This is a genomic window from Streptomyces sp. NPDC053432 (assembly GCF_055585365.1).
Genome location: NZ_JBVJKF010000014.1, coordinates 148,165 through 160,370, shown reverse-complemented (window position 1 = coordinate 160,370; position 12,206 = coordinate 148,165). Strand labels below are relative to the sequence as shown.

Below are 12,206 nucleotides of genomic sequence, written 5' to 3'. Positions count from 1 at the left end.
CGACGGCTACGCGACCGAAGCGGCTCCGGAACCCGCGACGGCCGTCGGGCCGGGGCCGTCGAGGGCCCGCCGGACCGCGGCGATCACGGTGGGGTGCGCGGGCAGCGCGAGGTGCCCGATGCCGGTGACCTCCACGTTCTCCACGAGAAGATCGGGATGCTCGATCCGGGCCGCCCCGACGGGAGCCATCAGTGCGTCGAACTCGCTCCAGAACGCGACGCACCGAGTGGCGCAGCCGGGCGCGGGCAGGGCCAGTTCGGCCAGCACCTCGGAGTCGGGCCGCATCTGCCGCACCAGCGGGTGCGCGTCCATGAAGGGGGCGACCGCGGTGCCGGCGTGCGGGGTGCCGAGCGTGACGAGCGTGCGGACGCGGACGTCGCCGCCGAGGCGCTGGACGTAGTACCGGCCGACCAGCCCGCCCAGGCTGTGCCCCACGATCTCCACCCGGTCCTGCCCGGTGCGCGCGCACAGTTCCTCCACGCGCCGGGCGAGGTGGCGGGCCGTGACGCGGAGGTCGCGGGTGAAGGGTGAGTAGTTGTACGCCTCCACGTGCCGCAGGCCGCCCGACCCGAGGGCGCGGCGCAGCAGGAGGAAGACGGAGCGGTTGTCGGTGAAGCCGTGGAGGAGGAGCACGGGCGGCCGCGCCGAAGCCGGTTCGGGGACGGTCTTCTCCTGGCGCACTCCGGCGGGATAGAGGAGGAGGCGCCCGCCGAGCACGACCACCTCCAGCGCGCCGGCCCGCAGCGCGGCACCGGACGTGGGTATCGACACGGGTATGGACAGCCCCATCGCGGCCTCCCCTGGCCTCCCCTGAGCCTCTGGGACCGCGGCCGGGAGCGCCACCGTGCCGTGCGGCTGGCGGCACGGTGGCGCAATGCCGTCCCACGTGTGATTTCCCCCTCGTGGTTGACCGTGAAACGGTGGCGTGCGCGATGCTGTACTTAACGTTCGTTCACTCGGGAGGCAGTGCGATGGGTGTGACCGGTCCGATCCGTGTGGTGGTGGCCAAGCCGGGTCTCGACGGCCACGACCGCGGGGCCAAGGTGATCGCGCGGGCGCTGCGGGACGCCGGCATGGAGGTCATCTACACGGGCCTGCACCAGACGCCCGAGCAGATCGTGGACACCGCGATCCAGGAGGACGCCGACGCGATCGGCCTGTCGATCCTCTCCGGCGCCCACAACACGCTGTTCGCGCGCGTCCTCGAACTCCTCAAGGAGCGCGACGCGGAGGACATCAAGGTCTTCGGCGGCGGCATCATCCCGGAAGCGGACATCGCTCCGCTGAAGGACAAGGGCGTGGCCGAAATCTTCACCCCTGGCGCGACGACGACGGCCATCGTCGACTGGGTCCGCGCCCACGTCCGCCAGTAGCCTCGGGCCGGCCGCCGTCGGGGCGTCCGTGCAGCGCCGTGGCCGGGCGCGCTGCCCCCGAACCTCCGCGCCTCGATCGCCGACGGGGCTGGACCGCCCTGCGGGCAATCCAGTCCGCGCCTGGCGGACGGGCGGGGGAAATTCCAGCCCCTCCGGCGTTTGAGGAGCGGGGTCCGGGGCGGAGCCCCGGGTCTTTGAGCCGGCACCGGTCCGCCCCCGGGAACCACCCGGGAGGGATCAGGCCGGGGCCAGCTCGGCCAGCATGGCGGCACGCAGCCGCAGCGTGGCCACCAGCCGCTGGAACGCCTCGGCCCAGTACGCCGCAGCCCCCGGCACCGCATCCTCCGGCTCCGCCACGGCCGCGGTCAGCGTCTCCAGCCGCAGGGCCTCCGCGGGATCGAGGCAGCGCTCGGCGAGCCCCATCACCCCGCTGAAGCTCCACGGATAGCTGCCCGCTTCCCTGGCTGTGTCCAGCGCGTCCACGACCGCCCGCCCCAGCGCGCCCGCCCACGGCACCACGCACACCCCGAGCAGCTGGAAAGCTTCCGAGAGCCCGTGGGCGCGTATGAACTCCGCGACCCAGTCCGCCCGTTCCCCGTCCGGCAGGACCGACAGCAGCTTCGCGCGCTCCGCCAGCGAGGCCGTACCGGGGCCGGCGGCGGGCGGCGCGGACGGCGCGCCGAGCAGGGCCCGCGACCACTCCGGGTCACGCTGGCGCACCGCCGCCCGGCACCACGCCGCGTGCAGCTCCTCCGTCCAGCCCTCGCCCTCGGCGACCGGCATCGCCACCGTCTCCGCCGGACCGAGGCCCCCGAACCGTTCCCGCCAGCAGGACAGCGGCGCCGCCTCCACCAGCTGGCCGAGCCACCACGCCCGCTCTCCGCGCCCGGCGGGCGGCCGCTTGACCACCCCGTCGCGCAGCATCCCCGCATCGCACTCGGCCGGCGGGGTCACCCCCTCGGGACCCACGCAGGCCAGCGCGCGCTCCGCCATCCGCCCCGCCAGTGCCGAGTGCGGGAGCGCCGAGAGCAGTTCGGCGGCCGTTGCGCGGACATTGCGGCTGCGGTCGCCGAGCGCCGCCTCCAGGAACGGCTCGTCCTCGTCGGACAGTCCCACCCGCAGCGAGTCGAGGAACATCAGCCGGTCCTCGGCCCGTTCGGTGCTCCAGGTCGACGACAGCAGCCGGCGTGCCGCCGCCGCGTCGGCCTCCCGTACCGCGCCCAGCAGTGCCACGCGCTCCGCGAACAGCCCCTCCTGCCACAGCCGTTCCACCCCCGCCCGGTCCGACGGATCCGGCAGTTCGCCGGCCCCGCCGGTCCCGCCCCGCAGGGCGAACCGCCAGTCGGGATTCAGCCGGGCCAGCCACAGCCCCCGCACCCCGGCCAGGGCCAGGGCGTGGGGCCGCAGGTCCGTGCGGGCCCGGGCCGCGTCCAGCAGCGCGGGCAGCAGCGCGGCCGGTGAGCGGTAGCCGTGCCGCCGGGCGGCGGCCAGCCACTGGGGGAGCAGCTCCGTCAGATCCGGGGCGGCCCCCCGCCGCCCCCCGCCGCCCGCCGCGCCCGAGCGGCCGGCCAGCAGCTGCGCGAGCCGCCGCCGGGCCGCCTCGGGAGGTGCCGGACGCGGGTCGTGCGGCGCGGCCCCCGGGCGCGGTCCCGCCTCGGCCGGCCGCAGCCCGGCCCGGCGGCGTACGGCATGCACGGCCGCCGCGTCCAGCAGCGCTTGCGGTGAACCGGCCGGGCCCCCGCCCCGGCGCCGGTCGGTGCCCAGCAGGGCGGCCCCGACCAGCTCCTCCCACTCCCCGTACCCCTCGTCGGCCCTGTCCATCGCGCCCCTCCCTCTTCCCTCTTCGGCTTCCCGCCGCGTGTCCTGCGCTCCGGTCCCGCCCCCTCCGCGGGACCGGAGCGGCTCGTGCCCCCGTCGGATCCGGCCGTTCGGCCGGCCGTGCTCAGCTGGCGTGGTTGTCGTTCATGCAAGCCCCCCGGCTCCTCGTCACCTCGCGCCGGCGCCCCCGCGCCGCCGCGTCCTTCCCGTAGCCCTTGAAAGAGGACACAGAACCCCCCAGGCCCCCAGTGATCCGTCTATTTGTCCGGCCCGCTCAGGCCAGGGCGACGGGCTCGGGTGAGCCCGGCTGCCAGGCCGTCAGCGGGGTGAAGCCCCGGTGGCCGCATTCGCCGAACACCGTCACCGGGCCCCCGCCCGACAGTGCGGCCAGCTGCCACAGGCCCCCGCGCGAGCGGCTGCCCGCCCCCGTGAGGGGCACCGGCAGCGCGCAGGTGCCCTCCGCATCCGCCAGTTGCCAGCCCAGCTCTCCCGGTATCGGGACCACCGGACCCAGCACCACCGGCCAGGACTCCAGCCACGGGTCGTCCCGCAGCGCCGCCCCGTACGCCTCCAGTGCCGCCCCCGTACTCATGCCGGCCGGAACCTCCGGGCACGGCACGGCCGCCGCGAACCTCTCCCCGAGGTCCCCCCGCAGCCCCGCCGACCCGGGCCGGAAGCGGATCTCCGCCTCCAGCACCAGCCCCACCGGCAGGGCCAGCCCCGGTGGCCGCCCGGGCGGTCCGAAGTCCAGCACCATGGCGGGCCGCCCGCTCCCCGTCCCGCGCAGCCATATCCGGCGGGTGGTGAGCCGGCCGTCCGGCGACACCGAGTCGTACTGCGCCAGCACCAGCCAGCGGTCCCGTACGGCCTCCCCCTCCCCGGAGGCCGGCAGTCCCACCCGGCTGCGCACCGTCGCGGCCAACTGATCCGGCAGCCCGGCCACCCCGAGCCAGGCGCGGTCCAGCAGGTGCAGCAGCGCCGCCTCCTCCAGCATCCGGGCGGGCCAGCCGGGCCCGCAACTGGGTATCGTCCCCAACTCCCGGACCCGCCCCGCCAGTCCGGGAGCCTGGGCGTCCACCATCCGGGCCGCCGTCTCCTCCCACGCCCCGTAACCGGCCTGCTCCTGGCCCGCGAGGCCCCCGCGCAGCAGGTCCGCCAGCCGCTGCTCCAGCTCGGCGACTCCCGCGCCGATCCGGGCGGCCCGCCGCTCCGCCCGCTTCCGCGCCCCCTCCGCGTCCACCGGACCACCCGCCCCGGTGGCGGGGCGCGCGGCCTTCGCCGCCCGGTCGGCCAGCCACTGGGCGGCCCACTCCGGCGCCTCCCCGGGCTCGCCCACCCCCTCGGCCGACCAGAGCAGCAGCAGCCCCAGCGCGTGCTTGCACGGGAACTTCCGGCTGGGACACGAGCACTTGTACGCGGGTCCCGTCAGGTCCACGACCGTCCGGTACGGCTTGCTCCCGCTGCCCTTGCACAACCCCCACACAGAACCGGAAGCGGAACCTCCGATCTGCGACCACGGCCCCGCCCCGCCGAGTCTGCTTCCCGCCTTGCGTGAGGCATCGTCAGGAGCCAGAGCCAGTACCTGTTCCGCCGTCCAGCGGACCCCCTGCTCAGTCATGGGAACAACCGTAGAGACCGCCACTGACAATCGCTCTGACCTGCAACGACGCTTCGGGCAAAGCCCGTTGTCAGTGGTGTGGTGCACCGTGGATCCAGCAGTCGGGAGCGGCTGCCGAGCATTGGAGGGGGACCATGACCGAGCACGAGGACACCCGCGGGGCCGAGGCGCTGCGACCGCACGCAGAAGACGCCTTCGCACACGAACTGAAAGCCCTGGCAGCCGTCGACGACCGGCCCCGCCCGGCCCGCTGGAAGCTCTCCCCGTGGGCCGTCGCCACCTACCTGCAGGGCGGCACGCTCGACGACGGCACGGTCATCACGCCCAAGTACGTGGGGCCCCGCCGGATCGTCGAAGTCGCCGTCACCACCCTCGCGACCGACCGCGCCCTGCTCCTGCTCGGCGTGCCCGGCACCGCGAAGACCTGGGTGTCGGAGCACCTCGCCGCCGCCGTCAGCGGGGACTCCACCCTCCTCGTCCAGGGCACCGCCGGCACCCCCGAGGAGGCCATCCGGTACGGCTGGAACTACGCCCGCCTCCTGGCCCACGGCCCCAGCCGCGAAGCGCTCGTCCCCAGCCCCGTCATGCGCGCCATGGCCGAGGGCATGACCGCCCGCGTCGAGGAGCTCACCCGCATCCCCGCCGACGTCCAGGACACCCTCATCACCGTCCTGTCCGAGAAGACCCTCCCGATACCGGAGCTCGGCGAGGAGGTGCAGGCCGTGCGCGGGTTCAACCTCATCGCCACCGCCAACGACCGCGACCGCGGGGTCAACGAGCTCTCCAGCGCGCTGCGCCGCCGCTTCAACACCGTGGTCCTGCCGCTGCCCGCCACGGCCGACGCCGAGGTCGACATCGTCGCCCGCCGCGTCGACCAGATGGGCCGCGCCCTCGACCTGTCGGCCGCTCCCGAGGGCCTCGAGGAGATCCGCCGCGTCGTCACCGTCTTCCGCGAGCTGCGCGACGGCGTCACCGGCGACGGCCGCACCAAGGTGAAGTCCCCCAGCGGCACCCTGTCCACCGCCGAGGCCATCTCCGTCGTCACCGGCGGCCTGGCCCTCGCCGCCCACTTCGGGGACGGCGTGCTGCGCCCCTCCGACGTGGCCGCGGGGATCCTCGGTGCCGTCGTCCGCGACCCGGCCGCCGACAAGGTCGTCTGGCAGGAGTACCTGGAGGCGGTGGTCCGTGAGCGCGACGGCTGGAAGGACTTCTACCGGGCCTGCCGGGAGGTGACGGTATGAGCCCGAGCCCGAAGGGCCCCCTGCTGCTGGGGGTGCGGCACCACGGGCCGGGATCGGCCCGCGCGGTGCGGGCCGCCCTGGAGGCGGCCCGGCCGGCGGCCGTCCTGATCGAGGGCCCGCCCGAGGGGGACGCACTGCTGGGCCTCGCCGCCGACCCGGGCATGAGGCCGCCCGTGGCACTGCTCGCGCACGCCGCGGACGACCCCGGCCGGGCCGCGTTCTGGCCGCTGGCCGAGTTCTCCCCGGAGTGGGTCGCCATCCGCTGGGCGCAGGAGGCCGGTGTACCGGTGCGGTTCATGGACCTGCCGGCCGCGCACTCGCTGGCGCGCCCGGAGGCGGAAGGGGAAGGGGAGGAGCCGGAGCCGTCCGTGCGGGTGGACCCCTTGGCCGTGCTGGCCGAAACCGCCGGGTACGACGACCCCGAGCGCTGGTGGGAGGACGTCGTCGAACACCGGGGTGCCGAGGAGTCCGACGCCCTGGGCGCGTTCGAGGCGCTCGGCGAGGCCATGGGAGCCCTGCGCGAGGCCTACGGCGACGAGGGCCACGGCGGGGACCTGCGGCGCGAGGCCTGGATGCGCCAGCGGATGCGGGCCGCCCGCCGCGAGTTCGGTGACGAGTACGCCGTGGTGTGCGGGGCCTGGCACGTCCCGGCGCTGCGGGCGAAGACCACCGTCGCCGCGGACCGGGCGCTGCTCGCGGGACTGCCCAAGGCCAAGGTGGAGACCACCTGGGTGCCGTGGACGCACCGCAGGCTCGCCCGGGCCGGCGGGTACGGAGCGGGCATCACCTCGCCCGGCTGGTACGCACACCTCTTTGCGGCCCGGGACCGGCCCGTGGAGCGGTGGCTGACCAAGGTCGCCGGTCTGCTGAGGGAGGAGGACAGGCAGGTCTCGTCGGCGCACGTGATCGAGGCGGTCCGGCTGGCGGAGACGCTGGCCGCACTGCGGGGGAGACCGCTGCCCGGCCTGACGGAGACGCTGGAGGCCGTCCGGGCGGTGATGTGCGACGGCTCCGACGTGCCGCTCGCGCTCGTCGAGGACCGCCTGGTCGTCGGCGACGTGCTCGGTGAGGTCCCCGACGGGGCTCCCGTCGTACCGCTGCAGCGCGACCTGACCCGGCAGCAGCGCTCGCTGCGGCTCAAGGCCGAGGCGGGCGAACGCGAGCTGGAACTGGACCTCCGCAAGGAGACCGACGGCGCGAAGTCGCTGCTGCTGCACCGGCTGCGGCTGCTCGGGATCGCCTGGGGCAGACCGGTCGCCTCCCGGAGCAGCACCGGGACCTTCCGCGAGACCTGGCGGCTGCGCTGGGAGCCGGAGCTGTCGGTGCGGGTCGCGGAGGCCGGCATATGGGGCACCACCGTCCTGGCCGCGGCTACGGCCAAGGCCGAGGCGGAGGCGGCCGCGGCGGAGGAGCTCGGGGAGGTCACGGCGCTCGCCGAGCAGTGCCTGCTGGCCGGGCTGTCCGAGGCGCTGCCCGCGGTGCTGCGGGCCCTGGCGGACCGGGCCGCACTGGACACCGATGTGGCCCGGCTCGCCAAGGCCCTGCCGGCGCTGGCCCGCTCACTGAGGTACGGGGACGTCCGGGGCACCGACGCGGCGGCCCTCGCCACGGTGGCGACCGGCCTCGCGGAACGGATATGCGTGGCCCTCCCGTCGGCGTGCGCGGCCGGACTGGACGCGGACGCGGCGGCTGAGCTGCGGGGCCACGTGGACGGGGTGCACGGCGCGGTGGGGCTGCTGGCGGACGCGGAAGAGGGGCTGCGCGAGCGCTGGTCCGAGGTGCTGCGGAAGCTGGCCGCGCGGGAGGCGGTGCCCGGCGTGATCCGCGGCCGGGCGGCCCGGCTGCTGCTCGACGAGGGGCGGCTGCCGGCCCAGGAGACGGCCCGGCTGATGGGGCTCGCCCTGTCGCCGGCGGCCGACCCGGCCGACGCGGCGGGCTGGATCGAGGGCTTCGCGGGCGGCAGTTCGGGCGGCGGCACGCTGCTCGTCCACGACGAACGACTGCTGGGCCTGATCGACAGCTGGCTGGCCGGGGTCCCGGAGCGGGCGTTCACCGACGTACTGCCGCTGCTGCGGCGGACGTTCGGGGCGTACGAGCCGGGGGTGAAGAGGACGCTGGGCGAGCTGGTGCGGCGGGGGCCCGGCGGGGCCGCGGCGCCTGTGCCGGGCGCGGCTCCCGAGGGCTTCGCGCCCGAGCTGGACCCCGTCCGGGCGGATGCGGTGGTGGAGGTGGTGCGGATGCTGCTGGCCGGTGCGGTGGCGTGAGGCCGGGGGCGGTGCCGTTGCCGGGGGCGCCGCCCCCGGGACCCCCGCGCCTCAAACGCCGGCGGGGCCTGGATTTGCCCGGCGGGGCTGGACAGCGCGGCGGGCGTGGGGGAAGCCCGGAGAAGGGCCGCGGGTCACGTGCGGCCGCGATACGACGAGTGCAAGGGGGACGGACGGATGAGCAGGACGGGAAACCGGGTGGGGGCGCCGGTCGCGCAGGCCGATGGCGCCGCCGTGAAGGGGGCCGGTCCCGCCGGGGGCGAGAGGCTGCGGCGGTGGCGGATGGTGCTCGGTGGGGGTGAGGGCGACGGGACCGGGTGCGTGCTCGGCGGGCGCGACGCGGCGATGGACGCCGCGCTCGGTGCGCTGTACGGGGGCGGCGGGGGCCGGAAGGGGGCCGGGGAGCGGTCGGCCGGGCTCGGGGGGTCCGCGCCGAACGTGGCCCGCTGGCTCGGGGACATCCGTACGTACTTCCCGAGCTCGGTCGTCCAGGTCATGCAGCGCGACGCGATCGAACGGCTCGGCCTCTCCGCCCTGCTGCTGGAGCCGGAGATGCTGGAGGCCGTTGAGCCGGACGTCCACCTGGTCGGCACCCTGCTCTCGCTGAACAAGGCGATGCCCGAGACCACGAAGGAGACGGCGCGGGCCGTGGTCCGCAAGGTGGTCGAACAGCTGGAGAAGAAGCTCGCGGCGCGCACGCGGGCCACGCTCACCGGGGCCCTCGACCGGTCAGCCCGCATCAGCCGGCCCCGTCACCACGACATCGACTGGAACCGGACCATCCGGGCGAATCTGAAGAACTACCTGCCCGAGTACCGGACCGTGGTCCCCGAACGGCTCATCGGCTACGGCCGGGCGGCGCAATCGGTGAAGAAGGAGGTGATCCTCTGCATCGACCAGTCGGGTTCGATGGCGGCGTCCGTCGTCTACGCCTCCGTCTTCGGGGCGGTGCTGGCCTCCATGCGGTCGATCGCGACCCGGTTGGTCGTCTTCGACACCGCTGTGGTGGACCTGACCGACCAGCTCGACGACCCCGTGGACGTCCTCTTCGGGACCCAGCTCGGCGGCGGCACCGACATCAACCGGGCCCTGGCCTACTGCCAGTCGAAGATCACCCGGCCCGCCGACACCGTCGTCGTCCTGATCAGTGATCTCTACGAAGGCGGCATACGCAACGAAATGCTGAAGCGGGTCGCCGCGATGAAGGCGGCCGGGGTCGAGTTCGTCACTCTCCTCGCGCTCTCCGACGAGGGCGCCCCGGCCTACGACCACGAGCACGCCGCCGCCCTCGGCGCGCTCGGTGCCCCCGCCTTCGCCTGCACCCCCGACCTGTTCCCCGATGTCATGGCCGCGGCGCTGGAGAAGAGGCCCCTCCCCGTGCCGTGACGGGCCCGGACCGCGCCACCCTGTGAATCGGTAGATCGCACGAACTTCCAGTTCAACCGTGAGGCGATCTGTGAGAGGAATCACCGCTCAGGTGTGATCTGCGATTTAGGGACCTGTGTCCCACGGGGATAACCTGCGGGACGGACATGCCGCGTCCACGGTCACCGTGTGCGCCTTCCTAGTGACAGCGCCGTCACGTTGCCCTCCGCGGCACGCCCACGCAGATAGCAGACAAACCGCGAATCACTGCGAATCTTTGAAGACAAGGGACGGACGCGCGTGGACCTGTTCGAGTACCAGGCGAGGGACCTCTTCGCCAAGCACGGTGTACCGGTGCTGGCCGGTGAAGTCATCGACACGCCTGAGGCGGCTCGCGAGGCCACCGAGCGGCTGGGCGGCAAGTCGGTCGTCAAGGCGCAGGTGAAGGTCGGCGGCCGTGGCAAGGCCGGTGGCGTGAAGCTCGCCGCCACCCCGGACGAGGCCGTCGCCCGCGCGACGGACATCCTGGGCATGGACATCAAGGGCCACACGGTCCACAAGGTGATGATCGCCGAGACCGCTCCCGAGATCCTCGAGGAGTACTACGTCTCGTACCTGCTGGACCGCACCAACCGCACCTTCCTGGCCATGGCCTCGGTCGCGGGCGGCATGGACATCGAGCAGGTCGCCGAGGAGACCCCGGAGAAGCTCGCCAAGGTCCCGGTGAACGCCAACGAGGGCGTGACCATCGAGAAGGCCCGCGAGATCGTCGCCCTGGCGCAGTTCCCGGCCGAGGTCGCCGAGAAGGTCGCCGAGGTCCTCGTGACCCTGTGGAAGACCTTCATCGCCGAGGACGCGCTCCTCGTCGAGGTCAACCCGCTCGCGAAGGTCGCCTCCGGGGACGTCATCGCCCTCGACGGCAAGGTCTCGCTCGACGAGAACGCCGAGTTCCGCCAGCCGGGCCACGAGGAGTTCGTGGACCACGCGGCCGCGAACCCGCTGGAGGCCGCCGCCAAGGCGAAGAACCTCAACTACGTCAAGCTCGACGGTGAGGTCGGCATCATCGGCAACGGCGCGGGTCTCGTCATGAGCACCCTCGACGTCGTCGCCTACGCCGGTGAGAACCACGGCGGCGTCAAGCCCGCCAACTTCCTGGACATCGGCGGTGGCGCCTCCGCCGCCGTCATGGCCAACGGTCTCGAGATCATCCTCGGCGACCCGGACGTCAAGTCGGTCTTCGTCAACGTCTTCGGTGGCATCACCGCGTGCGACGAGGTCGCGAACGGCATCGTCCAGGCCCTTCAGCTGCTCAAGGACAAGGGCGAAGAGGTCACCAAGCCGCTCGTCGTCCGCCTCGACGGCAACAACGCCGAGCTGGGTCGCAAGATCCTCTCGGACGCCAACCACCCGCTGGTGCAGCGCGTGGACACCATGGACGGCGCGGCCGACAAGGCCGCCGAGCTCGCTGCGGCTGCGAAGTAAAGGGACGAGGTCACAGACTCACCATGGCTATCTTCCTCAATAAGGACAGCAAGGTCATCGTCCAGGGCATGACCGGTGCCACGGGCATGAAGCACACCAAGCTGATGCTGGCTGACGGCACCAACATCGTCGGCGGCGTGAACCCGCGCAAGGCCGGCACCACCGTCGACTTCGACGGCACCGAGGTCCCGGTCTTCGGCACCGTCGAAGAGGCGATGAAGGCGACGGGCGCCAACGTCTCCGTCCTCTTCGTGCCGCCGGCCTTCGCGAAGGCCGCCGTCGTCGAGGCGATCGACGCCGAAATCCCGCTGGCCGTCGTCATCACCGAGGGCATCGCGGTGCACGACTCCGCCGCCTTCTGGGCGTACGCGACCGCCAAGGGCAACAAGACCCGCATCATCGGCCCGAACTGCCCGGGCCTGATCACCCCCGGCCAGTCCAACGCCGGCATCATCCCGGGCGACATCACCAAGCCCGGCAAGATCGGTCTCGTGTCCAAGTCCGGCACGCTGACCTACCAGATGATGTACGAGCTGCGCGACATCGGCTTCACCTCCGCCGTCGGCATCGGTGGCGACCCGGTCATCGGCACCACGCACATCGACGCCCTGGAGGCCTTCGAGGCCGACCCGGAGACCGAGCTCATCGTCATGATCGGCGAGATCGGCGGCGACGCCGAGGAGCGTGCGGCGGACTTCATCGCGAAGAACGTCACCAAGCCGGTCGTCGGCTACGTCGCGGGCTTCACCGCCCCCGAGGGCAAGACCATGGGTCACGCCGGCGCCATCGTCTCCGGTTCTTCTGGCACCGCACAGGCCAAGAAGGAGGCCCTGGAGGCCGCGGGCGTGAAGGTCGGCAAGACGCCGACCGAGACGGCCAAGCTGGCGCGCGAGATCCTGAACGGCGCCAAGTAAGCAGTCGCCGTACGGACGCACGGGCGTGGGGGGGGGGGGGGGAGGGGGGGGGGGGGGGGGGGGGGGGGGGGGGGGGGGGGGGGGGGGGGGGGGGGGGGGGGGGGGGGGGGGGGGGGGGGGGGGGGGGGCGT

9 protein-coding genes are annotated in these 12,206 nt (G+C 74.0%); 6 read left to right on the top strand and 3 right to left on the bottom strand.

The features are described 5' to 3' along the window. Nucleotides 1-6: 6 nt before the first annotated feature. Nucleotides 7-789, bottom strand: coding sequence for an esterase/lipase family protein (locus ACZ6Y1_RS23510; RefSeq protein ID WP_469633012.1), 783 nt, complete (start codon nt 787-789; stop codon nt 7-9). Between the two features lie 182 nt (nt 790-971). Between ACZ6Y1_RS23510 and ACZ6Y1_RS23505 the strand changes: the two genes are divergently transcribed. Then, a complete protein-coding gene (locus ACZ6Y1_RS23505) occupies nt 972-1,373 on the top strand; it encodes a cobalamin B12-binding domain-containing protein (RefSeq protein ID WP_469633008.1) in 402 nt (133 codons plus the stop codon). Between the two features lie 237 nt (nt 1,374-1,610). On the opposite strand, the gene ACZ6Y1_RS23500 is transcribed toward ACZ6Y1_RS23505, so the two are convergent. Together ACZ6Y1_RS23500 and ACZ6Y1_RS23495 are read right to left on the bottom strand one after the other, a co-directional pair. After that, nucleotides 1,611-3,194 carry a DUF5691 domain-containing protein gene (locus tag ACZ6Y1_RS23500; protein ID WP_469633005.1) on the bottom strand — a complete coding sequence of 528 codons (1,584 nt, stop codon included), beginning with the start codon at nt 3,192-3,194 and terminating at the stop codon, nt 1,611-1,613. Between the two features lie 271 nt (nt 3,195-3,465). Then, nucleotides 3,466-4,809 carry an SWIM zinc finger family protein gene (locus tag ACZ6Y1_RS23495; RefSeq protein ID WP_469633003.1) on the bottom strand — a complete coding sequence of 448 codons (1,344 nt, stop codon included), beginning with the start codon at nt 4,807-4,809 and terminating at the stop codon, nt 3,466-3,468. Nucleotides 4,810-4,943: 134 nt separating this feature from the next. Between ACZ6Y1_RS23495 and ACZ6Y1_RS23490 the strand changes: the two genes are divergently transcribed. The 5 genes from ACZ6Y1_RS23490 to sucD all read left to right on the top strand — a co-directional run bounded on the left by ACZ6Y1_RS23490 (nt 4,944) and on the right by sucD (nt 12,075). Next, entirely contained in the window at nt 4,944-6,050 is a 1,107-nt protein-coding gene (locus ACZ6Y1_RS23490) for an ATP-binding protein (protein WP_469633000.1), read from the top strand. Next, nucleotides 6,047-8,314: a DUF5682 family protein gene (locus tag ACZ6Y1_RS23485; protein ID WP_469632996.1), complete on the top strand. Its 2,268-nt coding sequence runs from the start codon at nt 6,047-6,049 to the stop codon at nt 8,312-8,314. The genes ACZ6Y1_RS23490 and ACZ6Y1_RS23485 overlap by 4 nt, the downstream gene beginning before the upstream one ends. Before the next feature lie 282 nt (nt 8,315-8,596). Then, nucleotides 8,597-9,700, top strand: coding sequence for a VWA domain-containing protein (locus tag ACZ6Y1_RS23480; RefSeq protein WP_469633140.1), 1,104 nt, complete (start codon nt 8,597-8,599; stop codon nt 9,698-9,700). 279 nt (nt 9,701-9,979) lie between these two features. Further along, entirely contained in the window at nt 9,980-11,161 is a 1,182-nt protein-coding gene (gene sucC / locus ACZ6Y1_RS23475; RefSeq protein WP_469632993.1) for an ADP-forming succinate--CoA ligase subunit beta, read from the top strand. A gap of 23 nt (nt 11,162-11,184) precedes the next feature. Then, nucleotides 11,185-12,075 (top strand): succinate--CoA ligase subunit alpha, encoded by an 891-nt coding sequence (gene sucD, locus ACZ6Y1_RS23470; RefSeq protein ID WP_469632990.1) that lies wholly within the window; start codon nt 11,185-11,187, stop codon nt 12,073-12,075. Nucleotides 12,076-12,206 lie beyond the last annotated feature (131 nt).